General features: G+C 74.1%; 20 protein-coding genes and 3 pseudogenes. 8 read left to right on the top strand and 15 right to left on the bottom strand.

The window, feature by feature from the left end; translation table 11 throughout:
* Positions 1-285, top strand: a pseudogene (locus JNW87_RS14340) (hypothetical protein); the annotation flags it as partial.
* 131 nt (positions 286-416) lie between these two features.
* Positions 417-1,001 carry a YbjN domain-containing protein gene (locus JNW87_RS14335; RefSeq protein ID WP_109800911.1) on the top strand — a complete coding sequence of 195 codons (585 nt, stop codon included), beginning with the start codon at positions 417-419 and terminating at the stop codon, positions 999-1,001.
* 50 nt (positions 1,002-1,051) lie between these two features.
* On the opposite strand, the gene JNW87_RS14330 is transcribed toward JNW87_RS14335, so the two are convergent.
* The 3 genes and pseudogenes from JNW87_RS14330 to JNW87_RS14320 form a co-directional block, all read right to left on the bottom strand.
* Positions 1,052-1,441, bottom strand: coding sequence for a globin (locus JNW87_RS14330; RefSeq protein ID WP_238453839.1), 390 nt, complete (start codon positions 1,439-1,441; stop codon positions 1,052-1,054).
* A 183-nt stretch (positions 1,442-1,624) separates the two neighbouring features.
* Positions 1,625-2,927: pseudogene (locus tag JNW87_RS14325) on the bottom strand (MFS transporter); the annotation flags it as partial.
* Between the two features lie 246 nt (positions 2,928-3,173).
* Positions 3,174-4,355, bottom strand: coding sequence for a mechanosensitive ion channel family protein (locus tag JNW87_RS14320; RefSeq protein WP_375373509.1), 1,182 nt, complete (start codon positions 4,353-4,355; stop codon positions 3,174-3,176).
* Positions 4,356-4,544: 189 nt separating this feature from the next.
* Between JNW87_RS14320 and JNW87_RS14315 the strand changes: the two genes are divergently transcribed.
* The gene (locus JNW87_RS14315; RefSeq protein WP_109800920.1) at positions 4,545-5,081 is read left to right on the top strand and encodes an HNH endonuclease; all 537 of its coding nucleotides are present in this window, start codon (positions 4,545-4,547) and stop codon (positions 5,079-5,081) included.
* 6 nt (positions 5,082-5,087) lie between these two features.
* Here the strand turns inward: JNW87_RS14315 and JNW87_RS14310 are convergent, their stop codons facing one another.
* The 3 genes from JNW87_RS14310 to JNW87_RS14300 all read right to left on the bottom strand — a co-directional run bounded on the left by JNW87_RS14310 (position 5,088) and on the right by JNW87_RS14300 (position 7,234).
* Positions 5,088-5,846: a class F sortase gene (locus JNW87_RS14310; RefSeq protein WP_236647391.1), complete on the bottom strand. Its 759-nt coding sequence runs from the start codon at positions 5,844-5,846 to the stop codon at positions 5,088-5,090.
* A 305-nt stretch (positions 5,847-6,151) separates the two neighbouring features.
* Entirely contained in the window at positions 6,152-6,661 is a 510-nt protein-coding gene (locus tag JNW87_RS14305) for a hypothetical protein (protein ID WP_109800908.1), read from the bottom strand.
* 102 nt (positions 6,662-6,763) lie between these two features.
* The gene (locus tag JNW87_RS14300) at positions 6,764-7,234 is read right to left on the bottom strand and encodes an Lrp/AsnC family transcriptional regulator (RefSeq protein ID WP_109800907.1); all 471 of its coding nucleotides are present in this window, start codon (positions 7,232-7,234) and stop codon (positions 6,764-6,766) included.
* A 144-nt stretch (positions 7,235-7,378) separates the two neighbouring features.
* Between JNW87_RS14300 and JNW87_RS14295 the strand changes: the two genes are divergently transcribed.
* On the top strand, positions 7,379-8,281 hold the full coding sequence (locus tag JNW87_RS14295) for a tryptophan 2,3-dioxygenase (RefSeq protein WP_238453838.1): 903 nt from the start codon (positions 7,379-7,381) through the stop codon (positions 8,279-8,281).
* Between the two features lie 11 nt (positions 8,282-8,292).
* Positions 8,293-9,570 carry a kynureninase gene (gene kynU, locus JNW87_RS14290; protein ID WP_109800918.1) on the top strand — a complete coding sequence of 426 codons (1,278 nt, stop codon included), beginning with the start codon at positions 8,293-8,295 and terminating at the stop codon, positions 9,568-9,570.
* A gap of 489 nt (positions 9,571-10,059) precedes the next feature.
* On the opposite strand, the gene trpA is transcribed toward kynU, so the two are convergent.
* Genes trpA through trpC form a run of 3 tightly spaced genes read right to left on the bottom strand, consistent with a single transcriptional unit; the run spans position 10,060 to position 12,953 of the window.
* Positions 10,060-10,863 (bottom strand): tryptophan synthase subunit alpha, encoded by an 804-nt coding sequence (gene trpA, locus JNW87_RS14285; protein ID WP_109802707.1) that lies wholly within the window; start codon positions 10,861-10,863, stop codon positions 10,060-10,062.
* Between the two features lie 3 nt (positions 10,864-10,866).
* Positions 10,867-12,111, bottom strand: coding sequence for a tryptophan synthase subunit beta (gene trpB, locus JNW87_RS14280; RefSeq protein WP_109802702.1), 1,245 nt, complete (start codon positions 12,109-12,111; stop codon positions 10,867-10,869).
* A 38-nt stretch (positions 12,112-12,149) separates the two neighbouring features.
* Complete coding sequence (gene trpC, locus JNW87_RS14275; RefSeq protein ID WP_201749721.1) at positions 12,150-12,953, bottom strand: indole-3-glycerol phosphate synthase TrpC; 804 nt, start codon at positions 12,951-12,953, stop codon at positions 12,150-12,152.
* A gap of 489 nt (positions 12,954-13,442) precedes the next feature.
* On the opposite strand from trpC, the gene JNW87_RS14265 reads away from it, so the two are divergent.
* The 3 genes from JNW87_RS14265 (at position 13,443) to rdgB (ending at position 15,873) form a co-directional block, all read left to right on the top strand.
* Positions 13,443-14,345, top strand: a complete 903-nt coding sequence (locus tag JNW87_RS14265; protein WP_309233953.1) for an MBL fold metallo-hydrolase — start codon at positions 13,443-13,445, stop codon at positions 14,343-14,345.
* Positions 14,346-14,530: 185 nt separating this feature from the next.
* Positions 14,531-15,259, top strand: a complete 729-nt coding sequence (rph, locus tag JNW87_RS14260; RefSeq protein WP_109802088.1) for a ribonuclease PH — start codon at positions 14,531-14,533, stop codon at positions 15,257-15,259.
* The gene (gene rdgB / locus JNW87_RS14255; protein ID WP_109802087.1) at positions 15,256-15,873 is read left to right on the top strand and encodes an RdgB/HAM1 family non-canonical purine NTP pyrophosphatase; all 618 of its coding nucleotides are present in this window, start codon (positions 15,256-15,258) and stop codon (positions 15,871-15,873) included. Before rph ends, rdgB begins: the two co-directional genes overlap by 4 nt.
* Before the next feature lie 95 nt (positions 15,874-15,968).
* Here the strand turns inward: rdgB and hutH are convergent, their stop codons facing one another.
* From hutH to JNW87_RS14225, 6 genes and pseudogenes are all read right to left on the bottom strand, one after another.
* Complete coding sequence (gene hutH, locus JNW87_RS14250) at positions 15,969-17,507, bottom strand: histidine ammonia-lyase (RefSeq protein ID WP_109802086.1); 1,539 nt, start codon at positions 17,505-17,507, stop codon at positions 15,969-15,971.
* Positions 17,495-18,673, bottom strand: a complete 1,179-nt coding sequence (gene hutI / locus JNW87_RS14245) for an imidazolonepropionase (RefSeq protein ID WP_109802085.1) — start codon at positions 18,671-18,673, stop codon at positions 17,495-17,497. Before hutI ends, hutH begins: the two co-directional genes overlap by 13 nt.
* A gap of 55 nt (positions 18,674-18,728) precedes the next feature.
* Positions 18,729-20,085: pseudogene (locus tag JNW87_RS14240) on the bottom strand (formimidoylglutamate deiminase).
* Positions 20,082-21,281, bottom strand: a complete 1,200-nt coding sequence (locus JNW87_RS14235) for an allantoate amidohydrolase (protein WP_109802084.1) — start codon at positions 21,279-21,281, stop codon at positions 20,082-20,084. Before JNW87_RS14235 ends, JNW87_RS14240 begins: the two are co-directional and overlap by 4 nt.
* 55 nt (positions 21,282-21,336) lie before the next feature.
* The gene (gene hutU / locus JNW87_RS14230; protein ID WP_109802083.1) at positions 21,337-22,992 is read right to left on the bottom strand and encodes a urocanate hydratase; all 1,656 of its coding nucleotides are present in this window, start codon (positions 22,990-22,992) and stop codon (positions 21,337-21,339) included.
* Positions 22,993-23,004: 12 nt separating this feature from the next.
* The gene (locus tag JNW87_RS14225; RefSeq protein WP_109802082.1) at positions 23,005-23,859 is read right to left on the bottom strand and encodes a MurR/RpiR family transcriptional regulator; all 855 of its coding nucleotides are present in this window, start codon (positions 23,857-23,859) and stop codon (positions 23,005-23,007) included.
* Positions 23,860-24,266 lie beyond the last annotated feature (407 nt).

The raw sequence follows: 24,266 nt of genomic DNA, 5'->3' as shown, positions 1-24,266 counted from the left end.
ACCCACGGCGTGGGTGGCCGCGCGGTCGGTCAGCGGGCGCTGCGGGACGCCCTGCTCGACCACGTCGCGGTGGTGGTCACCCCCGACGACTCCCCGGGCACCCAGGTCGAGGTGCCGCAGCGGTTGGTGCAGGGGCTGGTCCGGATGGGCTTCCTCGGCCCGGGCGACGTGCAGGTACGCCTCGCAGGCCGTTGGGTCGGACTGGTCGGACCGTACGGAGCGGCATGGTCGCCGAAGGTTGCCGGGCTCAGCTTGACGCCGAGAGCCGCTCATCCGAACGGATGACCCGGGGTCATTCTTCCGGGCTGGGGCGGCCGTTGGGGGGATGCCTCAACCCGGCTGTCCGGGTACCGTCCATCCTCGGATCCAACGCACCGTAGGCGACTGGATCCGCTGGGGAGTGAGGTGCGCGAGCGATGCCGTGGTGGTCATGGCGCCCAGGTCCCGCCGGTGGCGGCGATCCGGAAACTCGAAGCGGGATCACAGTGGATGACACCGTCCGGGTCGGACCACCGGCCCCCCGACAGCCGGGGGACGACGCCCCGGCCGCCGAACGACCGGCGGTCGCGGAGATGCCGGCGACGATCGCCCCGGTCACCCTCAAGAGGGTCTGCGACGCGCTCGACCTGCTCGACGTGCGTTACCTGGCCGACGGCGACGGCAACCTGCTGGCCATGTGGGAACGGCACGCGGTGCTGGTGACCCTGGAGGGGCCGGAGGACGAGATCCTGGTGATGCGGGCCCGTCCACACGCGACCGTGCCGCCGGACTGGGCGGACCGGGCCTACCGGGTGGTCAACGAGTGGAACCACACCCGCCGGTTCTGCAAGGCGTACATCGGCGACCCGACCGAGCGCGGTCAGCTGCCGATCTACGCCGAGCTGCAGGTGCCGCTCGGCGCCGGGACGCACGACGCGCTGCTGGTCGAGATGCTCGACTGCGGCGCGGCGGTCGCCACCACCTTCGTGGACTGGCTGCACGACGAGGGCGCCCTGCTCTGACCGCGCCGGCCGGGGCCACCGGCCCCGGCGTGCCGCGCGGTCGTCCGCCGTCAGGCCTCGCCGGCCGAGTCCTCGGGCACGTTGACCATGAAGTACGCGGCCCGCTCCAGGTAGTCCCAGAGCGCACCCGCCATCTCCGGCGGCAGGTCCAGCCGGTCGACGGCGCGCCGCATGTGGTGCAGCCAGGCGTCCCGCTCCGCCGCGCCGATCCGGAACGGCGCGTGCCGCATCCGCAGCCGCGGGTGGCCGCGCTGCGCCGAGTACGTGTTCGGGCCGCCCCAGTACTGCATCAGGAAGAGGGCGAACCGGTCGGCGGCGGGGCCGAGGTCCTCCTCCGGGTACATCGGCCGCAGCAGGGGGTCGGTCGCGACGCCGGCGTAGAACTCGTCCACCAGCTTGCGGAAGGTGGGTTCGCCGCCGACCGCCTCGAAGAGGGTCATCGAGGTGCCGGGCCGGTCGGATTCGCCTGCGGAAGTCACCGTTCCATCCTGCCAGGTGCCGTGGCGGGACGGCGGGGCCCGTCGCCCGGCGGGCGGGTGGCTCAGGTCACCGGGAGGCTGCGCCGACCCCGCTCGCCCGGCCGTCGCCGACCGTCCCGGTCGCCTGCGCCGGCGTCGGTGGCCGCCGCGCATGCGGGACCGTCCCGGGGACGTCCGGCCGGCCGGCGGCCTCGACGGCGCGTCCACCGCCTCCCGGCTCGGCCACGCCAGCGCCGCCGCGAGCATCAGCACCACGCCGGCGCGCTCCACGTGCCCACCACCGCCGGATGGGGAACCGCTCGGCGAGCAACCCGGTGGTCAGCACCGCGACGCCCTGGATGATCTGGATCCCGCTGGCCATCACCCCGAAGGCCCGGGCGCGGTAGCCGTCGGGCAGGGCCCGCACGAAGAGCCCGTTGGCCACCGGCAGCAGGCCGGCGACGGCGAAGCCGCAGGCGGCGGCGAGGACCGCCACCACCGCCGGTGGCGGGTCGAGCAGCGCCGGGACCAGTGCCGCCGGGGCGAGGACCGCCAGCGGCCGCATCAGCGTGAGCCGGCGGGCGGGGGAGAAGGCCCGGCCGACCAGCAGCCCGCCGAGGATGAAGCCCACCGGGTTGGCGGCCATGATGACGGCCTGCGCGACGCCCGTGTCGAGTTCGCCGCCGGCCCGGTCGGCGGCCCAGGCCGCGGCGAGGCCCTCCGGCACGATGGAGAAGAGCATCGCGCTGAACACCAGTACGGCGATGGCCCGCAGTACCGGTCGGCCGAAGACGATCTGGAAGCCCTGCGCGGTCTCCCGGAGCAGGTGGCTGCGGTGCGCGGCGGTCATCGCGGGCGGCCGGTCCCGGAGGCCGAACCGGACCAGGAGGGCCGAGGCGCCGAAGGTGGCCGCGTTGATCAGCAGCGCGGCGGTCGGATTGACCGTGGCGATAGCCGCGCCGAGCAGGTACCCGACCACCTGGGCGGCCTGACCGGTGCTGGCGTTGATCGAGAGGCCCACCACCACACGGTCGCCGGTGAGGATCAGCGGCATGAGGGCGGACCGGGCGGCCTGACTCGGCGGGTTGGCCAGGGTGGTCCCGAAGAGCAGAGCGAGGATCAGCCACGGCGGGTTGCCGGGAATGGCCACCAGCACCATCAACGCCATCCGGACCAGGTCGCAGGTCACCATGACCTGCCGGTAGCGGTGCCGTTCGGCGAGCGTGGCGAGCAGCGGACCGCCGACCAGCCAGGGCAGGTAGCTCACCGCGAAGGCGGCGGCGGAGAGCGCCACCGACTGGGTCTCCCGGTAGACCAGGACGGTGACCGCGGCCTTGGCGATGTAGTCGCCGATCCAGGACAGCGCGCTGGCCGTGAACACGGCCCGGTATTCGACCTGGGCGAACACTTCACGGAAGGTGGCTGGGCCCTCCCGGGCGGGTCGCTCGTCGGACACCGTCGCCTCCATCGTTCCCCAAGATTGGCCACTCATGATGACCTGCCCGGGAACCGTCGTCAGATCTACGGATCAGCGAGGACACGAGCACGCCCCCTTGGGAGCGTGTTGCACCGGATTCTGCCCGATCGTCTGACAACTGGCTAGGGTGAACGGATTGATCGTCGCATCTCCGACTGAACGAACGGACGATACCCGAGGGGCCGCGCGGTCCGCGACCCCCGGATCGTCCGGACCGTCGGGAGGGCCCGGTCGGCCTCAGGTCGGGCCGCCCCTACCGGTCTCTCCCCGGCCCGTCTCCCCCCGATCCGGCACCGCGGCCGGCATGGCCGGGTAGAGCCGGGCGGCGGCGATCCGGGCGGTGATGCCGGAGTTCTCCAGCGCCTCGGCGAGCCGGCGGCGCAACTCCCGGCCGACCGCGAACTGCCCGTCCGCGGTCGTCTTGACCACGGTGCGGATCACCGCGCCGTCCACCGTCATCTGCTCGACGCCGAGCACCTCGGGCTCCTCCACGATCTCCGGCGACAGTTCGGGGTCCATCGCCATCGAGGCGGCCGCCGTCCGCAGCACCGCGGTCGCCTGCTCCGTGCCGGCGAAGCCGATCGGCAGGTCGACCACGACCAGCGCCCAGCCCTGGCTCTTGTTGCCGACCCGGACGATCTCGCCGTTGCGGATGTACCAGAGCACCCCCCGCCCGTCCCGCACGGTGGTGACCCGCAAGCCGACCGCCTCCACCACCCCGGTCGCCTCGCCCAGGTCGACGGTGTCACCGACGCCGTACTGGTCCTCGATCAGCATGAACAGGCCGGCGATCAGGTCCTTGACCAGGCTCTGCGCGCCGAAGCCGAGCGCCACGCCGGCGATGCCCGCGCTGGCCAGCAGGGGCGCCAGGTCGAAGCTGAACTCCTTGAGCACCATCAGCAGCGCGATGCCGAAGATGAAGGCGGTGACCAAACTGCGCAGCACCGAGCCGATCGCCTCGGCCCGCTGCCGCCGCCGCTCCGGCACGAACTGCTCGGGTTCGAGGGTGGCGCTAGGGATCCGCTCCCGCAGCGGCCGGAGCATGGTGGGCATGGCGCCCTCGGTGGTCGTCCGCACCAGCCGGTTGATTGTGCGGTGCACTGCCCAGCGGGCGACGACGGCGAGCAGCAGGATCAGAATGATCCGGATCGGCTTCAAGACGATCCAGTAGCTGCCCTCGGCGAACCACACCGAATCGGTGACCCTCCAGACGGTCTCGCAGAGCCCCTCCTGCAGGCACTCCGGGCTCGGCGTCGCGCCGGGGCTGGGCAGGATGGGCTCGGCGGGGAACATCAGGCTGGCAGCGCTCACCCTGTCTTCGTACCGCAAGCCTCCTGTGCGGCGGCTGCCGACCCTCCGGACGGTGACCTCGGACGGCGGCGGACCGCGGCGGCGATCAACCCGGGCGGAACCGGTCATCTTGGCACGGGTCACGGAAGGTTCCGTGTGGGTACCCGGGATTAGTACGTGCAATCCGGGTTCCGATCAGGGACTATTGGCGCAACGGACGTCGGTGATCCGGCCGGCGCCGGTGCGGCTCCCCGCTGCCCGCGGGGCGGGCACCGGCGCGACAGCGGCGGGAGCAGCTGGACCGGGAGGGTGAGCACGATGCCTGACATACGACCCACGGCGGGCTCCGGCGCGTTGGTCCTCAACGCCACCTACGAGCCGCTGTGTGTCGTGTCGGTGCGTCGAGCCGCGATCCTCGTGCTGTCGGCCAAGGCCGTTTGTGTCGCCGACGGCGACGGCGTCCTGCACAGCGCCCGCAACGCGCTCCCGGTGCCCTCGGTAGTCCGGCTGACCCGCTTCGTCCGGGTGCCCTACCGGACCCACGTCGGGCTCTCCCGCCGGGCGATCTTCGCCCGGGACGGCTGGCGGTGCGCCTACTGCCGAGGGCCGGCGGAGACCATCGACCACGTCTTCCCGCGCAGCCGGGGCGGCCGGCACGCCTGGGAGAACGTGGTCGCCGCCTGCGCCCGCTGCAACCACACCAAGGGCGACAAGACCCCGGCCGAGCTGGGCTGGCGGCTGCACAGCCTGCCGGCCGCCCCGAGGGGGACGGCCTGGCGGGTGCTCGGCCACCGGGCACCCGACCCGCGCTGGGCGGACTGGCTCGACCTGCGCGAGCCGGAGGCGGCGGCCTGACGCCGGTCACGGGCCGCGCGCCTTGACCAGCGACGCGTAGACCACCAGGTTGTCGGCGTACCCGGTCTCGCCGCCCACCCAGCGGCCGCCGCAGGTGATCAGGCGCAGGTTGGGGCGGCTGAAGTCGCCGAAGACCTCGTCCACCGGCAGCCGGTCCTTGCCGTACCGCTGCACCGCGGTGACCTCGAAGACGGCCACCGATCGGTCCGCCCGGGTCACCTCGACCCGGTCGCCGTCGTCCAGGCTCTTCAGGCCGTGGAAGACCGCCGGCCCGGTGGTGGTGTCGACGTGCCCGACGATCACCGCCGGGCCGTACTGCCCGGGGGTCGGCCCCTGGTCGTACCAGCCGGCCTCGCCGGACCGCCCGACATCCGGTACGGCGATGCTGCCGTCGGGGGCGATGCCGACCGGGTGCACCGGCGCCCGCAGGTCGAGCTTCTGGATCGCGATGTCGGTCGGCGGGCTGCCCGGCAGCACCGGGAAGTCCTTCGGCGGCGGTCGCAGCCCGGCGAAGAGCCGCTCGGGCAGCACACTGACACCGGTCACCCGCTCGACGCCGAGCATCGCCACGATCAGCACCATCAGGGTGCCGATCACCAACACCGGGGCCCCGGGCCCGTTCCGGGCGGCGTACCGCCAGCGGCCGGCCCCGCCGGGCCGGGTCGGCAACGGACGGCCCTCCGGGTCGGCGGTGGTCACGCTCGCCGTGGAGGCGTGGCCAGCCAAGCGGGCGAACCGGCGGGACGCTCGGAGCACCAGCCGCAGCCCACTCCCGAATCCGCCGCCGGCCCGACAGCGGTCCGGGCCGCGTCGTCGGCCGTCGCCGCCCGTGCGGCGTGGTGCGGCCGTCCCCGGGTTTCCGGCATGGTGCCGCCGCCTCGGCTCCGCGTGGTGCGGCCCTCGCCTGGGATTCGCGTGGTGCGCCCGTCGCCCTGGATCCGGGTGGTGCGGGCAGCGGCTGGGATCCGCGTGGTGCGCCCGTCGCCGTGGATCCGGGTGCTGCCGGCGTCGTCCCGGTCCTGCGGGCGTGGGACGGCTCGGCTACGTGGGCGGGCCATGGCCGCACCTCGTCAGACGCGGGAACCGGTCCTGCGACGGGCGCCGACCCCGGCCGCCACGGCCACCGCGACCAGCCCGCCGACCAGCAGCAGCGAGCCGGTGCCCTGGCCGCCCGCGGTGCCGCCACCGCCGGTGGCCGGGCCCTTGCTCGGCTGGGCCATGTTGAGCACGGTCAGCATCGTCGACGCGGTGTTGCCGTTGGAACAGCGCAGGTCGACCGGGAAGTCACCGGGCTGCTTGTTGCCCGGGATGGTGACCGCCCCGGTGAGGAAGCCGTTGTTCGGACGGAGCATCACCCGCCCGAAGGCGTCCGAGTTCACCTCGGCCTGCCGGTTGTTGGCGTTGTCGCAACCGGCCCGGATGTTCACCCGGGTACCGGCCTGCGCGGGATTCGGTGTGACCTCGACGAAGGTGTTCTCGCCAGCCCGGGCCGGCGAACCGGTGATCAGGACGAACGCCGCGACCAGGCCGAGTACGGTCAGCACGGCCGACAGGGCGCGTTGTGACAGAAGCCCTCGCATGATTCCCCCCTTCCGGTGCGGCGCACCGGAATCCTGCTATCGGGCAGTGCCGCCTGCATTCCCCCTGGCCCCCAGGCAAACCCGCGGCGCCCGGGCCGCGCCTCAGCGGCGGCGGGTGGGCGAGGTGGCGCCGGCGGGCGGCAGCGGGGTGACCGGGTGCCACTCCAGCGGGGTGGAGAGGACCATCGTGCTGGACGGCTGGCCGTACGGGGCGAGGCGGTCGATGACCCCCTCGAACTCGTCGATCGACCCGGCCGCCACCTTGAGCATGCTGCACGCGTCCCCGGTGATCCGGTGGATCTCCAGGATCTCCGGCCAGCCCGCCACCTCGGGGTCGTGCAGGATGCAGCGCGGGCCGTAGCAGGACATCCGGATCAGCGCGACCACGCTGCGGCCGGCCCGGGTCAGGTCGACGTGCGCGTGGTAGCCGGTGATCACGCCGGACTCCTCCAGCCGGCGGACCCGCTCGGCCACCGCTGGCGGCGACAGGTGCACCCGCCGGGACAGCTCGCTGAACGAGAGCCGGGCGTCGGCCTGGAGCTCCCGCAGCAGCGCCCAGTCCATGTCGTCCATGCGTGACCTTTCCTTCGTGAAGCCGGACGCGATTCCGGTTTCGATGCGGCAGGTCCGACCACCGTACCGCCGTTGAACAGGCATTCCATTCGTCGATCCACCCGCGGGATCATGACGCTACCCGGCGTACGTAGGGAGATGACAGTGGAGCAGACGGACCTGCGAGCACCGACGGTGACCGCGGCGGTACGTCCGGTCACCCCGCAGCAGCGGGCGGCCCGGGCGGCGCGCAACGGCGGCGAACCGACGCTGGAGTTCGCCGAGCGGGTGCCCTACGACGCGTACGTGCGGGCGAGCACGCTGCACGGGCTGCAACAGCCGCTCAGCGAGGACCCGGGCGAGATGTCCTTCCTGATGGTCAGCCAGATCATGGAGCTGTACTTCGGGCTGACCTGCCACGAGCTGCGGCACGCCCAGCGGGAGCTGCGGGCGAACCGGATCTGGGACGCGCTGCCGGCGCTGCGCCGCGCCGCCCTGCACCTGGAGGGGCTCAACGCGGCCTGGCAGGGGCTGCGCTGGATGACCCCGGCCGACTTCAACCGGTTCCGCAACCTGCTCGGCGAGGGCTCCGGCTTCCAGTCCGCGATGTACCGGCAGCTGGAGTTCCTGCTCGGCCTCCGCGACCCGGCGCTGATCCGCCCGTTCCGCCGGCAGACCGAGGTGCACGCCGAGCTGACCGCCGCGCTCGCCACGCCGAGCCTCTGGGACGACGTGGTCGCCCTGCTCGCCCGGCGCGGCTTCGACCTCCCCGGCGAGCTGCTGGACCGGGACGTGGCGGTCGAGCACGAGCCGCACCCCGCCGTCGAGGCGGCCTGGGTGCGGATCTACGCCGACGGCGGCCCGGACAACCACCTGCGGCTGCTCGGCGAGGCGCTGACCGAGGTCGCCGAGCGGTTCGGCGACTGGCGCTGGCACCACATCAAGGCGGTGCAGCGCACCATGGGCGCCAAGGTCGGCAGCGGCGGGTCCGCCGGGCTGGCCTGGTTGCAGCGCAGCATGGCCCGGGTGGTCTTCCCGGAGCTGTGGTCGGCCCGGACGGCGATGTGAGCGGGGACAGGATGAGCAACACCGAAGAAGAGGCGCTTGCGCACGACGCCGCCGACCCGGGACACCGGCACCTGTTCCACGTGCCGCCCGCCGAGGGCGGCCGCTACCCCGAGGTGGCGTACCTGGCCGGCAACTCGCTCGGCCTGCAACCGCGGGCCACCCGGGACGAACTGCTGGCCGACCTGGCGGCGTGGAGCCGGCTCGGGGTCGAGGGGCACCTGGAGGCGGAACGCCCCTGGCTGCCGTACCACGAGCTGTTGACGGCGCCGGCCGCGCGACTGGTCGGCGCCCGGCCCGCGGAGACCGTGGTGATGAACTCCCTCACGGTCAACCTGCACCTGCTGATGGTCAGCTTCTACCGCCCGGCGGGAGCGCGGACCCGGATCGTCATCGAGGACAGCGCCTTCCCCTCGGACAGCTACGCGGTCCGCAGCCAGGCCCGCTTCCACGGCCTCGACCCCGACGCGACCCTGGTCCGGCTGCGGCCGCGGGCCGGCGAGGACACCCTGCGCACCGAGGACGTGACCGCCTTCCTGGCGGCCGAGGGGCACACCGTGGCGCTGGTGCTGCTCGGCGGGGTCAACTACCTCACCGGCGAGCTGATGGACATTCCGGCGATCACCGCCGCCGGGCGGGCCGCCGGAGCGGTGGTCGGCTGGGACCTCGCGCACGCGGCCGGCAACGTCCCGCTGGCGCTGCACGACTGGGACGTCGACTTCGCCGCCTGGTGCTCCTACAAGTACCTCAACTCGGGGCCCGGGGCGCTCGCGGGCGTCTTCGTCCACGAGCGGCACCTCGGCGACCCCGACCTGCCGCGCTTCGAGGGCTGGTGGAGCACCGAGGCGAGCACCCGGTTCGAGATGACCCCGGTCTCCCGGCCGCCGGCCACCGTCGAGGCGTGGCAGATCTCCAACCCGCCGATCTTCGCGATGGGCCCGGTCCGCACCTCGCTGGAGCTCTTCGACGCCGTCGGCATGCCGGCGCTGCGGGAGCGCAGCCTGCGGCTCACCGGCTACCTGGAGCGGCTGCTCGACGAGGTGACCGCGGACCGGCCGTTGACCGTGGTCACCCCGCGCGACCCGGCCCGGCGGGGCTGCCAGCTCTCCGTGCGGATCGGCACGGGCAGCGCCAACGAGCTGACCAAGCGGCTGCGGCACGAGCACGGCGTGATCGCCGACGCCCGGGAGCCGGACGTCGTCCGGTTCGCCCCGGTGCCGCTCTACTCGACGTACCACGATTGCTGGCGGGTCGCCGACGCGCTGGCCGCGACGGTGGAGAAGCACTCATGAGCACGGAACGCGACGAGATCGCGGTGGTCGGGGCCGGGCTGGCCGGCTGTCTGCTGGCCTGCTTCCTGGCCCGGCGCGGCCGTGGCCGTGGCCGTGGCCGTCGACTCTGCCTGGTGCCCGCTACGAAGCTGATGTCGCAGACGATTCACGGTCGGCCGCGCCCCGTCGTCCCGTCAAGATCCGCACGCCTTGCCGTGAAGAGCGGCCTCAGCGCGTCGGGAAGCCACTCTTTGCCGACACACGCGGGCCCCGCGTTCGAGGCGCGCGCCGCGCGACGGCTCGATGCGCCCGTGGCAGGGCGCCCGGCGGGGCTGAGTCATGTGCGACATCAGCTTCGTAGCGTCCGTCAGCGGTACCGCCGCCGGCACGGCGTGACACGTGGGACCTGCCGCCGCACCGGTGGGGCCGCACGCCCGGCCTGCCGTCGGATGCCCGGCCGGCCGTCGGATGCCCAGCCGGCCGTCGGATGCCCGGCCTGGCCGGCAGGGGTCAGCGGATCGGGGTGCGGACGCCCTCGGCCAGCTCGGCGCTGAGCGCACGCAGGGCGGCCAGGCCGGTGGCCTGGTCCGGCGCGTCGAGCAGGCAGCGGATCAGGGCGCTGCCCACGATGACGCCGTCGGCGTACCCGGCGACCGTGCCGGCCTGCGCGCCCGTGCCCACGCCCAGCCCCACGCCCACCGGCAGGTCGGTGACCTCGCGCGTTCGGGAGACCAGGATCGGCGCGGCGTCGGAGGTCTCGGCGCGGGCGCCGGTCACGCCCATGATCGCGGTGGCGTAGACGAAGCCCCGGCAGTGCTCGGCGGTCATCTTCAGCCGCGCGTCGGTGGAGGACGGGGAGACCAGAAACGTGCGGTCCAGGCCGTACGCGTCGGAGGCGGCCAGCCACTCGTCGGCCTCGTCCGGGATGAGGTCCGGGGTGATCAGGCCGGTGCCGCCGGCGGCGGCGAGGTCACGGGCGAAGGCGTCCACGCCGTACTGCTCGATCGGGTTCCAGTAGGTCATGGTGACCACCGGGGCGCCGGTGGCCGCGACCGCCTCGACGATGCGCAGCGTGTCCGCGGTGCGGACGCCGCTGGCCAGGGCGATGTCGCTGGCCTTCTGGATCACCGGGCCGTCCATCACGGGGTCGGAGTACGGGATCTCCATCTCGATGACGTCCACGCCCGCCTCGACCATCGCGGTCATCGCGGCGATGCTGCCCTCGACGGTCGGGAACCCGGCCGGCATGCAGCCGACCAGCACGGCCCGCCCGTCGGCGCGGGCCTTGTCGAAGGCCACCCCGATCCGGCTCATCATTTACTCCTTGTCGAGGATGCCGAAGTACTCGCCGGCGGTGTGCACGTCCTTGTCGCCCCGGCCAGAGAGATTGACCACGATGACCGGCTCCCGGCCCAGCTCGGCGGCGAGCGTCGGGGCGATCTTCAGCGCGCCGGCCAACGCGTGCGCGCTCTCGATCGCCGGGATGATCCCCTCGGTCCGGCAGAGCAGCTCGAACGCGGCCATCGCCTCGGTGTCGGTCACCGGCGCGTAGGTGGCCCGGCCGCTGTCGTGCAGCCAGGCGTGCTCGGGGCCGACTCCCGGGTAGTCCAGGCCGGCCGAGATCGAGTGCGACTCGATGGTCTGGCCGTCTTCGTTCTGGAGCACGTACGTGCGGGTGCCGTGCAGCACCCCGGACGTGCCGCCGGTGATGCTGGCCGCGTGCCGGCCGGTCTCCACGCCCTCGCCGCCGGCCTCGAAGCCGTACAGCCGGACGTCGGTGTCGGGCACGAACGCGTGGAAGATGCCGAGCGCGTTGGAACCGCCGCCGACGCAGGCCGCGACCGCGTCGGGCAGCGCGCCGGTCAGGTCCAGGCACTGCTGCCGGGCCTCCTCGCCGATGCCCCGGACGAAGTCCCGGACCATCTCGGGGAACGGATGCGGGCCGGCGGCCGTGCCGATCAGGTAGTGGGTGTCGTCGACGTTGGCGACCCAGTCCCGCATCGCCTCGTTCATCGCGTCCTTCAGGGTCCGCGAGCCGGTGGTGACCGGGACGACGGTGGCGCCGAGCATCCGCATCCGGGCCACGTTGAGCGCCTGCCGCCGGGTGTCGACCTCGCCCATGTAGACCACGCACTCGAGGTCGAACAGGGCGGCGGCGGTGGCGGTGGCGACGCCGTGCTGCCCGGCGCCGGTCTCCGCGATCACCCGCTTCTTGCCCATCCGCTTGGTGAGCAGGGCCTGGCCGAGCACGTTGCGCACCTTGTGCGCGCCGGTGTGGTTGAGGTCCTCCCGCTTGAGCAGGATCCGCGCGCCCGCCTTCGCCGAGAACCGCTCGGCGGAGTAGAGCAGCGACGGGGTGCCGGCGTAGTCGCGCAGCAGGGCGTCGAACTCGGCGAGGAACGCCTCGTCGGTCATCGCCTTGCGGTACGCCGCGTCCAGCTCGTCCAGGGCCGCGACCAGCGCCTCCGGGACGAACCGGCCGCCGAACCGACCGAAGTGGCCGGCGGCGTCGGGGACCCGGCCGGCCGGGGCGGACGCGTTGGCGTTGGCGTTGGCGCTCATCGCGGTGTCCTCTCGCTGCGGAGTCTCCCCGGCGCTGGTCAGCGCACCGGGCGGGGCGTGGCCGGGTGGTTGCCGGCATTGACCAGCTCGGCGACCGCCTCGCGGGGGCTCTTCTTGGTGACCAGGCCCTCGCCGACCAGGACCGCGTCGGCGCCCGCCGAGGCGTACCGGATGAGGTCGTGCGGGCCGCGCACGCCGGACTCGGCGATCTTGACGACCCTGCTGGGCAGGCCGGGCGCGATCCGCTCGAACACCGAGCGGTCGACCTCCAGGGTACGCAGGTCACGGGCGTTGACCCCGATCACCTGTGCACCGGCCTCCAGGGCCCGGTCGGCCTCCTCCTCGTTGTGCACCTCGACCAGCGCGGACATCCCGAGCGACTCGATCCGCTCCAGCAGCCCGACGAGCGCGTTCTGCTCCAGCGCCGCGACGATCAGCAGCACCAGGTCGGCGCCGTGGGCCCGCGCCTCGTGCACCTGGTAGCTGGAGACCACGAAGTCCTTGCGAAGCACCGGGACCTGCACCGCGGCCCGGACGGCGGCCAGGTCGTCGAGCGACCCGCCGAACCAGCGGCCCTCGGTCAGCACGCTGATCGCCCGGGCGCCGCCGGCGGCGTACTCGCCGGCCAGGTCGGCCGGGTCGGCGATCTCAGCCAGCCGCCCCTGGGACGGCGACGAGCGCTTCACCTCGGCGATCACGGCCACCCCGGGCCGGCGCAGGGCCGCGTACGCGTCCAGCGGCGGCGGCGCGGCGGCGGCCAGCTCCCGGATCCGCTCCAGCGGAACCTGCTCCTGCCGTCGGGCCACGTCCTCGCGGACGCCGGCCAGGATCTCGTCGAGCACGCTTACGGACGCCGCCGGACCGGCCTCGTCCCCCTCCGCGTGCGCATGCTCAGCAGTCACCAACGGACTCCCCTCTCCGGGTGTCATGGGCCGATGCTAGGGGGCGCCACCTGGCCCCGAGCGCCGGGGGTATGGCGCTGGTCACGAGATGGGCTGTGGCATGATGCCGGACTTCCGGTGAACGGAATGTCACGGTGCGCCACCGCGCCCATCGACCGGCGTCATCGCCGCCCGTCGGCCCTCGTCGACCTCCCCATCGATCACCGCCCATGCTCCATCTCACCACGGCCGGCCCCGGGACGCAGGACGACGATACCGGTCGATGCTGTGACCAAGCTCAAGGACGAACGGCCCTGCCCAGGTCGTACCGCCCACGGCACAGTTGACCTGGGCGTCACGGGTGCGAAACGTGAGCCGGGCAGCATTCTTCTCGGGCAGACTCGATGAGGCGTCCGCCAACCGTCGCCAACGATCTCGTACGGGGTGACCATGAGCACCAACGGACCGAACCAGACCATCGGACTGACCACCATCTCCCGGACCGTCGCCTCGCTGGCCGTCGGCGTCGTGCACACCCTCGAACGGGCCATGGTGGGCGACGGTCGGATGCGGACCGCACGGGGCAACGCCTGGGAGGCGGTCTGCGCCGACCGGGCCCGCGCCGAGCAGCGCAGGGAGTTGGACCGTCTGGTCGCCGAGCTGACCGCGGCCCGGGCCGCCGCCCGGGACCGGCGCGAGGTGCGCCACCCGCAGTCGGGGTCGCTCTCCACGCTCCAGCGCTACGTCGGGCTGCACGCCCCCGACGCCATCCTTCTCACCCACCTGCACTGCGACCACATGCTCGACGCGGTGTCGTACGTGGTGGTGCGCCGGTACGCCCCCGACGGGCCGTACCCGCCCCTGCCGATGTACGCGCCCTCCGGCGCACCGGACCGGCTGGCCGCCGCGTACGGGCAGGAGGGCAGCTCGGTCGACGACGTGTACCACTTCTACGGCCTCCAGCCGGGGACGTTCCCGATCGGCCCGTTCACCGTCACCGTGGACCGGATGAACCACCCGGTGGAGACGTACGGCGTGCGGTTGGAGCACGACGGCCGGGTGCTCTGCTACTCGTCGGACACCGCCCCCTGCGACTCGTTGCTGCGGCTGGCCCAGGGCGCCGACCTCTTCCTCTGCGAGGCCAGCTACCTCGACGGCGCGGAGAACCCGCCGGACCTGCACCTCACCGGCCGGGAGGCCGGCGAGGTGGCGACCAAGGCGGGCGCCGGCCGGCTGCTGCTCACCCATCTGGTGGCGGCCTGGGGGAGCGAGGCGCACACCCTGGAGTCGGCCGCCGCCGCGTACACCGGTCCGCTCGAGGTGGTCCGCGCGGGCGCCTGCTACGACGTCTGACCGCCGCCCGGCGCGACGACCGGATCGTCTGCACCTGGTCGCCGGGTTCCTCCGGGCGCACGGCGTCGAACCCGGGCACGCGCAGTCCGACGTGACGGCCGTCCCCTGACCCCGCGCTCCGCTCCGTCGCAGCGCAGGCGGGCACCCCGGGACGGTTCGATCGCCGCACCGCATAAGGTGCAGGGATGGCGCGACCTGACGGGCGACAGCCCGACCAACTCCGACCGGTGACCCTGACCCGGGGCTGGAGCACCCACCCGGAGGGCTCGGTCCTCGTCGAGTTCGGCGCGACGCGGGTGCTCTGCACCGCGAGCGTCACCGAGGGGGTGCCCCGCTGGCGCAAGGGCTCCGGGCTCGGCTGGGTGACCGCCGAGTACGCGATGCTGCCCCGGGCCACCAACACCCGGTCCGACCGGGAGAGCGTCAAGGGTCGCGTCGGTGGGCGTACCCACGAGATCTCCCGGCTGATCGGCCGGAGCCTGCGCGCCTGCATCGACCTGAAGGCGCTCGGCGAGAACTCGGTCATCCTCGACTGCGACGTGCTCCAAGCCGACGGCGGCACGCGGACCGCGGCGATCACCGGGGCGTACGTGGCGCTGCACGACGCGGTGGGCTGGCTGGGCGAGCGCAAGGCGCTGGCCGGCAAGCCGGAGAAGGTGATGCACCGGTCGGTGGCCGCGGTCAGCGTCGGCATCATCGCCGGCGAGCCGCGGCTGGACCTCTGCTACGAAGAGGACGTGGCCGCGGAGGTGGACATGAACGTGGTCTGCACCGGGACGGGCGACTTCGTCGAGGTGCAGGGGACGGGCGAGGCCGGCGTCTTCGCCCGCGACCAGCTCGACGCCCTGCTCGACCTGGGTGTCCTGGGCTGTCTGGAACTGGCCGACGCACAGCGGAAGGCGCTCGCCTCATGAACAGGGTGCTCCTCGCCACCCGGAACCGGAAGAAGCTCGTCGAGCTGCAGCGGATCCTCGACGGGGCGCTCGGCGCGCACCGGATCGCCCTGCTCGGCCTCGACGACGTCGAGCAGTATCCGGAGCTGCCGGAGACCGGCCTGACCTTCGGCGAGAACGCGCTGATCAAGGCTCGGGAGGCCTGCCGGCGGACCGGCCTGCCGACCATCGCCGACGACTCCGGGCTGGCCGTGGACGCGCTCAACGGCATGCCGGGCGTGTTCAGCGCCCGCTGGGCCGGCCGGCACGGCGACGACCTGGCCAACCTCCAGCTGGTGCTGGACCAGATCGCCGACCTGCCGGACGAGCACCGGGCCGCCTCCTTCGTCTGCACGGTGGCGCTGGTGCTGCCCGGCGGCAAGGAGCACCTGGTCGACGGCCGCCAGTCCGGCCGGCTGCTGCGCGCGCCGCGCGGCGACGGCGGCTTCGGGTACGACCCGATCTTCCTCGGCGACGGGCAGCAGCGGACCAACGCGGAGCTGACGCCCGAGGAGAAGGACGCGGTCAGCCACCGCGGCAAGGCGCTGCGCGAGCTGGCCAAGCTGGTCGCCAAGGTGCTGCCGCCGGCCCCCTGAGCCACGGTGCCCCCGCCCCAACATGATCGTCTGCTGGTGAGCGACCCGACCCTCCGTCGAGTCGACCGCTCCCCAGCAGACGATCATGAGCTTGTTCAGCTCAGCGGGCCGATCTGGAGTTCGATGGCGGCGCGCAGCTCCGGCCCGGCCAGCACCTCCCGGGCGGCCTCCATCACCGGGGCGAGGAAGACGTCCGGGCCCGGCTCGCCGGCGATCCCGCCCAGCGCGGCCACCGCGGCCCGGCCGGCCGGTGACGGCTCCAGCGGGGCGCGGAGCTGGAGCCCGCGGACGGCCGCCAGCAGCTCCACCGCGAGCAGGCTGGTCAGGTTGTCCAGCACCGTGCGCAGCTTCTTGGCCGCCGCCCAGCCCATCGAGACGTGGTCCTCCTGCATGCCGCTGGTCGGCAGCGAGTCCACCGAGGCGGGAGCGGCGAGCCGGCGGTTCTCCGCGACGATCCCGGCCGCCGTGTACTGGGCGATCATCAGGCCCGAGTTGACCCCGGCGTCGGGGGAGAGGAAGGCGGGCAGCTCCCGGTTGCGGGTGACGTCGAGCAGCCGGTCGACCCGGCGTTCGGCGATCGCGCCCACCTCGGCGGCGGCGATGGCCAGATAGTCGGCGGCGAAACCGAGCGGGGCGCCGTGGAAGTTCCCGGTGGACTCGACCCGGCCGTCCGGCAGCACGACCGGGTTGTCCACCACCGACATCAGCTCCCGCCCGGCCACCGTCTCGACGAAGTCGAGGGTGTCCCGGGCCGCGCCGGCCACCTGCGGCGCGCAGCGCATCGAGTACGCGTCCTGCACGGCGTGCGCCAGGTCGTCCCGGTGCGAATCCATCACCCGGGAGTCCTGGAGCAGCCGGTGGATGTTCGCCGCCGACGCGGCCTGCCCGGGGTGCGGGCGGATGGCGTGCAGCTCGGGCAGGAACGGCCGTTCCGAGCCGAGCATCGCCTCGATGGCGAGGGCGGCGGTGACGTCGGCCATGGCGAACAGGTGACGGGCGTCGTGGATGGCCAGCAGCAGCATGCCGAGCATCCCGTCGGTGCCGTTGATCAGCGCCAGCCCCTCCTTGGCGGCCAACTCGATCGGCGCCAGCCCGACCCGGCGCAGCGCCTCGGCCGCGTCGAGCCGCTCGCCGGCGGGCCCGAGCACCCAGCCCTCGCCGAGCAGCACCAGCGCGCAGTGCGCGAGGGGGGCCAGGTCGCCGGAGGCGCCGAGCGAGCCGTGTTCCGGCACCCACGGGGTGACCTCGTGGTTGAGCAGGTCGACCAGCGCCTCGGCGACCAGCGGGCGGACCCCGGAGCGGCCGAGCGCCAGCGAACGGACCCGCAGCAGCATCATCGCCCGGACCACCTCGCGGGGCATCGGCGCGCCCACCCCGGCGGCGTGCGAGCGGATCAGCGCGTGCTGGAGTTCGGCCCGCCGCTCGGGCGCGACGAAGGTGTTGGCGAGCGCTCCGAAACCGGTGGAGACGCCGTAGACGGGCCGGCCGGCGGCCTCGATGCCGTCCACGATCGCCCGGCTGGTCGCCATGGCGTCCACGGTGGCCGGATCGAGCACCACCTTGGCGGTGCCGCGGGCCACGGCGAGCACGTCGGCGGGGGAGATTCCGGTGGGCTGGATCATTACGGTCGACATTGCGGGACTCCGTTGTGCAGAACCTGGCGGATCAGTGGCACACCCGGCCGGTAGGCCAGGTGCAGGTGGGAAGGGGCGTCGAGGATCATCAGGTCGGCCCGGGCGCCGGGCCGCAGCCGGCCGACGTCGTCGCGGCGCAGCGCCGCCGCCCCGCCGGCGGTCGCGGCCCAGACCGCCTCCGCCGGGGTCATCCGCATCTCGCGTACGGCGAGCGCGATGCAGAACGGCATCGACGAGGTGTACGACGACCCGGGGTTGCAGTCGGTCGCCAGCGCCACGGTCACGCCCGCGTCGAGCAGTCGCCGGGCGTCCGGGTACGGCGACCGGGTGGAGAACTCGGCGCCCGGGAGCAGCGTGGCGACGGTCGGGGAGCCGGCCAGCGCGTCGACGTCGGCGTCGGTTAGGTGGGTGCAGTGGTCGACGCTGGCCGCGCCGAGTTCCACCCCGAGCCGTACGCCCGGTCCGGGGCCGAGCTGATTGGCGTGCACCCGCACGCCCAGCCCGACGGCCTGCCCGCAGGCGAGGATCGCCCGGGCATGGTCGACGTCGAAGGCGCCCCGCTCGCAGAACACGTCGATCCAGCGCGCGTACGGGGCGGCGGCGGCCAGCATCGGCCCGCACACCATGCCGACGTAGTCGTCGGGGCGGTCGGCGTACTCGGCGGGGACGACGTGCGCGCCGAGGAAGGTGGTGTCGTCGGTGAATTCGGCGGCGATCCGCAGCGAGCGGGCCTCGTCGGCGACCGTGAGGCCGTACCCGCTCTTGATCTCGATCGCGGTGGTGCCCTGCCGCATCGCCTCGGCGCGCAGCCGGCGGACGGTGGCCCGCAGCTCGTCGTCGGACGCCGCGCGGGTGGCCCCGACGGTGGTGCGGATGCCGCCCCCGGTGTACGGCTCGCCGGCCATCCGGGCGGCGAACTCGGCGGCCCGGTCCCCGGCGAAGACCAGGTGGGCGTGGCTGTCCACGAAGCCGGGCAGCACGGCCGCCCCCTGGGCGTCGATCCGCCGGTCGGCGGCCGGGGCGTCCCGGGCGGGCCCGATCCAGGTCACCCGGCCGTCCTCGACCAGCAGGGCCACGTCGCGGCGGATGCCCAGCGGCTCACCCGCGCCCTCGCCGGCCGAGTTGGTGACCAGCTCGCCGATGTCGTCCACCAGCAGGCTGCTCATGCGCTGCCTCCCGTTCGCGGCTGCGGGGCTCGCAAACCCGGCTCACTCCTCGCGCTCACTGGCCGGTCACCGCCGCGATGGCGTCGTGCAGCTCCGCCGGCACGTCCACCGTCAGGTGCCGGCCGTCGGTGACCACCACGCGCCCGTCCACCACGACGTGGCTGACGTCGGCTGCGGCGGCCGCGAAGAACGCCCCGACCGGCGGCACCCCGGCCGTGCGGGTGGTGTCCAGCCGTACGGTGACCAGGTCGGCGCGGTCGCCGACGGCGAGCCGGCCGGCGTCCGTCCAGCCCAGCGCGGCGTGCCCGGCGGCGGTGGCGGCGGTCAGCAGCTCGACGGCGCTGAAGTGGCCGCGACGCCGGGTCCGCAGCCGTTCGTCCAGCTCCACCGCGCGGGCCTCCTCGAAGAGGTCGACGATGGCGTGGCTGTCGCTGCCGAGGCTGAGCGGGCTGCCCGCCTCGGCCATCCGCCGCATCGGCCCGATCCCGTCGGCCAGGTCCCGTTCGGTGGTGGGGCAGAGGCAGACGCCGGTCCGGCTCTCGCCGAGCAGCGTGATGTCGACGCTGGTGGGGTGGGTGGCGTGTACCGCGGTGGTCGTCCGGCCGAGCACGCCGTGGTCGGCGAGCAGCCGGGTCGGGGTGCGGCCGTGCACGGCACGGCAGGCGTCGTTCTCGGCGGGCTGCTCGGAGAGGTGGACGTGCAGCGGCGCGCCGCGCCGGTCCGCCCAGCCGGCGACGGTGGCGAGCTGCTCCGCCGGCACGGCCCGCACCGAGTGGATCGCCGCGCCGACCCGGGCGTGGCCGTTCTCCGGCGTGAACGCGGTGACCCGCTCGGCCCAGGCGCAGCGCGTCCCCGTCGCCGAACCGCCGCTGCGGCCCGGTCAGCGGCGCGCCGTCGACCGTGGCGGTCAGGTAGCAGGTGTCCAGCAGGGTGAGCCGGATGCCGGCGTGCGCCGCCGCCTCGACCAGCGCGGCGGACATCGCGTTCGGGTCGGCGTACGGGGTGCCGTCGGGGCCGTGGTGCAGGTAGTGGAACTCGCCGACGCAGGTGATCCCGGCGAGCGCCATCTCGGCGTACGCGGCCCGGGCCAGGGCCAGGTAGGAGTCCGGGTCGAGGCGCGCCGCGACGGCGTACATCCGGTCCCGCCAGGTCCAGAAGTCGCCCCGGCCGGCGTGGGTCCGCCCGCGCAGCGCCCGGTGGAAGGCGTGCGAGTGCGCGTTGGCCAGGCCGGGCAGGGTGAGCCCGGGCAGCCGGACCGCGTCGCGGAGCACCTCGACCCCGGCGGTCGGGGCGCCGGCCCCGACCAGCGGCGTCACGGCGGTGATCCGGCCGCCCTCCGCCTCGATCAGCACGTCGGCGGTGGGCTCGGCGTGGTCGGGCAGCCAGGCGTACTCGGCGAGCCAGCGGGTCAGCGGCATGCCAGCTCCTCCAGCACCCGGGCCAGGGCGGTGACCCCGGCGGCGCAGTCGGCGTCGGTGGCGGACTCGGCGGGGGAGTGCGACACCCCGGTGGGGTTGCGCACGAAGAGCATCGCGGTGGGCAGGTGCGCGGCGAGCACCCCGGCGTCGTGCCCGGCGCCGGTCGGCAGCACCGGCGCGTCGAGCAGCGTGGTCAGCCGCTTCGCCAGCCCGCCGTCGAACCCCACCAGCGGCGTCGCCGACTCCTCGGTCAGGGTCAGCTCGGTGCCGTCCCGCCGCGCCCGCTCCGCGGCCTTGGCGCGGACCGCCTCGACCAGGCCGTGCAGCGTCGCCGGCTCGGCCGCCCGGGCGTCCAGCCAGCCGGTCACCTTCGCCGGGATGGCGTTGGTGGCGTTCGGCTCCACCGCCACCCGGGCGACGGTCGCGTGCGCGTCGCGCAGCCGGGCCTCCTTGTTCGCCGCCAGCACGGTGAAGGCGTACGTGAGCATCGGGTCGCGGCGGTCCGCCATCCGGGTCGTACCGGCGTGGTTGCCCTCGCCGTGGAAGTCGAAACGCCAGCGGCCGTGCGGCCAGATGGCGCTGGCCACCGCGACCGGCGCGGCCAGCTCGACCAGCGCGCGGCCCTGCTCGACGTGCAGCTCCACGAAGGCGGCGAAGCGGCCGAGCAGCGCCGGGTCGGCGCCCGCCGGCCGCTCGCCCAGCGCCTCGGCGAAGCTCACCCCGGCCGCGTCGCGCAGCCCGGCCGCCCGGTCCACCGCGATCTCCCCGGTGAGCAGCCGCGACCCCAGACACGGTACGCCGAACCGCGCGCCCTCCTCCTCCACGAACGCGCCGACCACCACCGGCCGGACGGGGGTGACCCCGGCGGCCCGCAGTTCGTCCACGGCGAGGAACGCGCTGACGATGCCGAGCGGCCCGTCGTACGCCCCGCCGTGCGGCACGGAGTCGAAGTGGCTGCCGGTCAGCACGGCGTCCCCGGCCAGCGGGTCGCCCCACCAGGCGAACAGGCTGCCGTTGCCGTCGGAGTGCACCGGCATGCCGCGCCGGTCGGCCTGCTCCCGGAACCAGGCGCGCAGCCACAGCTCCGGCTCGGTCAGCGCGTAGCGCAGGTAGCCGCCGCTGCGCTCGTCCCGCCCGACCGGGGCGAGCTCGTCCCAGAGCTGGCGGAACCGGGCGGCCAGATCGGTCACGCGGCACCCCTGTTGTTGGCGACTGCGGGGCTCCGCTGCGCTGCACTCCTCGCGCTCACGCCGGGCCCTCCGCCATCGGCACCCGTACGCCGGTCCGCTCGGCGACCTCGCGGGCGTTGTCGTAGCCGGCGTCGACGTGCCGGATGACGCCCATCGCCGGGTCGTTGGTGAGCACCCGCTCGATCTTCTGCCCGGCCAGGGCGGTGCCGTCCGCGACGCAGACCTGCCCGGCGTGGATGGACCGGCCGATGCCGACCCCGCCGCCGTGGTGGATGGACACCCAGGACGCCCCGCTGGCCGTGTTGACCAGCGCGTTGAGCAGCGGCCAGTCGGCGATCGCGTCGGAGCCGTCGGCCATCGCCTCGGTCTCCCGGTAGGGGCTGGCCACGCTGCCGCAGTCCAGGTGGTCCCGGCCGATCACCACGGGCGCGCTCAGCTCACCGGAGGCCACCATCTCGTTGAACCGCACCCCGGCCTTGTCCCGCTCGCCGTAGCCCAGCCAGCAGATCCGCGCGGGCAGCCCCTGGAAGGCGACCCGCTCGCCGGCCATGCGCATCCACCGCGCGAGGGACTCGTTCTCGGGGAACAGGTCGAGGATGGCCCGGTCGGTGGCGGCGATGTCCTTCGGGTCGCCGGAAAGCGCCGCCCACCGGAACGGGCCCTTGCCCTCGCAGAACAGCGGCCGGATGTACGCCGGCACGAAGCCGGGGAAGTCGAAGGCCCGCTCGTAGCCGGCGAGCTGCGCCTCGCCACGGATCGAGTTGCCGTAGTCGAAGACCTCCGCGCCGGCGTCGAGGAAGCCGACCATCGCGGCCACGTGCCGGGCCATCGACGCCCGCGCCCGGTCGGTGAACTCGGCCGGCTTCGCCGCCGCGTAGTCCCGGGCGTCGGCCGGTTCCACCCCGACCGGCAGGTACGACAGCGGGTCGTGCGCGCTGGTCTGGTCGGTCACGATGTCGATCTCGACGCCGCGGACCAGCAGCTCGGGGAAGACCACCGCCGCGTTGCCGACCACGCCGACGCTCAGCGCCCGACGGTCCCGCTTCGCCGCCAGCACCCGCGCGACGGCGTCGTCCAGGGAGTCGGCAACCTCGTCCAGGTAACGGTCGTGTACCCGGCGGTCCAGCCGGCTGCGGTCCACGTCGACGATCAGGCAGGCGCCGCCGTTCATGGTGACCGCGAGGGGCTGCGCGCCGCCCATCCCGCCGCAGCCGGCGGTCAGCGTCAGCGTCCCGGCCAGGGTCCCGTTGAACCGCTTGGCCGCGACGGCGGCGAACGTCTCGTACGTGCCCTGGAGGATGCCCTGGGTGCCGATGTAGATCCACGAACCGGCGGTCATCTGCCCGTACATGGTGAGGCCGAGCTGCTCCAGGCGGCGGAACTCCGGCCAGGTGGCCCAGTCGCCGACCAGGTTGGAGTTGGCCAGCAGCACCCGGGGCGCCCACTCGTGGGTGCGCATGACGCCGACGGGGCGGCCGGACTGCACCAGCATCGTCTCGTCCTCGCGCAGGTCGGTCAGCGTGCGCACCAGAGCGTGGTACGACGGCCAATCCCGCGCGGCCTTGCCGGTGCCGCCGTAGACGACCAGGTCGCCGGGGCGCTCGGCCACCTCCGGGTCGAGGTTGTTCATCAGCATCCGCAGGGCGGCCTCCTGCGGCCACCCCTTCGCGGTGCGTGCGGTGCCGCGGGCGGCGCGGACGGGCTGTGGCATTTCGTACTCCTCTCAGCCGAGGAACAACTGACGACGGGCGGCGGACGACTCGAACGCCTCGAGCCGGGCCTGGGTGTCGGCCGGGGCGGCGTCGCAGATCGCCTGGAGCACCACCATGGCCAGGGTCATCGGGGCGGTGTGCAGGTCGAAGACGAGGTCGGTGCCGACGGCGGCGGGGAGCACCACCTCGGCGTGCTCGGTGGCGGGGCTGACCGGCGAGTCGGTGATCGCCACCACGGTCAGCCCGGCGTCCCGGGCCTCGCGCAGCGCGTCCAGGGTCTCCCGCGGGTAGCGGGGCAGCACGAAGGCGAGCAGGGCGGTCGCGCCGGCCGCCGCGGCCTGTTCGAGGCGGTCGGTGAGCAGGCTGCCGCCGTCGTCGAGCACCCGCACGTCGGGGTGCACCTTCGCGGCGAAGTACGCGAAATACGCGGCCAGCGGCGCGGCGGCGCGCAGCCCGAGCACCGGCAGCGGGCGGCTGGCGGCGAGCAGCGTCCCCACCTCGGCGATCCGCCCCCGGTCGGCGAGGTGCCCGGCCAGCCGGTCGAGGTTGCCGATCTCGGCGCGGACGGCCCGCTGGAGCTCGTTGCCGGCGTCGGCCGGTTCGACGGCCCCGGCCGCGGTCAGCTCGCGCAGCCGGCGGCGCAGCGCCGGGTAGCCGTCGTGCCCGAGCGCCATCGCGAACCGGGTGACCGACGGCTGGCTGACCCCGGCCAGCTCGGCCACCTCCGCCGCCGACAGGTACGCCGCCGCCCCCGCGTGCTGCACCAGGCAGTGCGCGATCCGACGCTGGGTGGGGGTGAGCCGGACCCCGTGGAAGAGGTCCAGCACCCGGTCGGTCGGCGCCGCGACGACAGCGCTCTCATTCATGCCGCGACTCTATGCATAGAAACTTTCAAAGGCAATCACGACCCCGCCCGGGCGGCCCGCCGACCTGTGCAGCGAGGGGTGTCCACAGGGATCCCCGGCGGGTTACCTGGTCGCCGGATCCGGACCCCGCCACCGCCGTCCGCTGACCGCTGGTTGGCCACCGTCCCGGCAGCTCTCGGGACCGTGACCGGCGGGCGGAGCGGCGGGCGGCTTCACTGGCCCGGCGCGGCGCCTACTACGGCAGCCGCCATTGGCTAGTTGACCAGGGCGTATGCGCGGTTGAGTCGGGTGCGTTGGTGGAACCAGCGTGAGCGGGCTTGGTGGCGGCGGCGCCAGGTGCTCCAGTGGTGGGCGTGGTCGGGCGGTGTCGGTTGATGCTGCAGTCTGGCCAGGAGCCGTCGTGTTTC

The organism is Micromonospora sp. ATA51 (assembly GCF_016802855.1).
In the GTDB taxonomy this organism is placed as follows: Bacteria; Actinomycetota; Actinomycetes; order Mycobacteriales; family Micromonosporaceae; genus Micromonospora; species Micromonospora sicca.
Note: the sequence above shows the minus strand (reverse complement) of the source record. Positions and strands in the feature narration are given on the sequence as shown.

Bases quoted from the DNA above. Each gene is read 5' to 3' on its own strand.
- JNW87_RS14335 (WP_109800911.1), top strand. From the start codon at position 417: ATGCCGTGGTGGTCATGGCGCCCAGGTCCCGCCGGTGGCGGCGATCCG.
- JNW87_RS14330 (WP_238453839.1), bottom strand. From the start codon at position 1,441: ATGACCCTCTTCGAGGCGGTCGGCGGCGAACCCACCTTCCGCAAGCTG.
- JNW87_RS14320 (WP_375373509.1), bottom strand. From the start codon at position 4,355: ATGACCGGTTCCGCCCGGGTTGATCGCCGCCGCGGTCCGCCGCCGTCC.
- JNW87_RS14315 (WP_109800920.1), top strand. From the start codon at position 4,545: ATGCCTGACATACGACCCACGGCGGGCTCCGGCGCGTTGGTCCTCAAC.
- JNW87_RS14305 (WP_109800908.1), bottom strand. From the start codon at position 6,661: ATGCGAGGGCTTCTGTCACAACGCGCCCTGTCGGCCGTGCTGACCGTA.
- JNW87_RS14300 (WP_109800907.1), bottom strand. From the start codon at position 7,234: ATGGACGACATGGACTGGGCGCTGCTGCGGGAGCTCCAGGCCGACGCC.
- kynU (WP_109800918.1), top strand. From the start codon at position 8,293: ATGAGCAACACCGAAGAAGAGGCGCTTGCGCACGACGCCGCCGACCCG.
- trpA (WP_109802707.1), bottom strand. From the start codon at position 10,863: ATGAGCCGGATCGGGGTGGCCTTCGACAAGGCCCGCGCCGACGGGCGG.
- trpB (WP_109802702.1), bottom strand. From the start codon at position 12,111: ATGAGCGCCAACGCCAACGCCAACGCGTCCGCCCCGGCCGGCCGGGTC.
- JNW87_RS14265 (WP_309233953.1), top strand. From the start codon at position 13,443: ATGAGCACCAACGGACCGAACCAGACCATCGGACTGACCACCATCTCC.
- rph (WP_109802088.1), top strand. From the start codon at position 14,531: ATGGCGCGACCTGACGGGCGACAGCCCGACCAACTCCGACCGGTGACC.
- rdgB (WP_109802087.1), top strand. From the start codon at position 15,256: ATGAACAGGGTGCTCCTCGCCACCCGGAACCGGAAGAAGCTCGTCGAG.
- hutH (WP_109802086.1), bottom strand. From the start codon at position 17,507: ATGTCGACCGTAATGATCCAGCCCACCGGAATCTCCCCCGCCGACGTG.
- hutI (WP_109802085.1), bottom strand. From the start codon at position 18,673: ATGAGCAGCCTGCTGGTGGACGACATCGGCGAGCTGGTCACCAACTCG.
- hutU (WP_109802083.1), bottom strand. From the start codon at position 22,992: ATGCCACAGCCCGTCCGCGCCGCCCGCGGCACCGCACGCACCGCGAAG.
- JNW87_RS14225 (WP_109802082.1), bottom strand. From the start codon at position 23,859: ATGAATGAGAGCGCTGTCGTCGCGGCGCCGACCGACCGGGTGCTGGAC.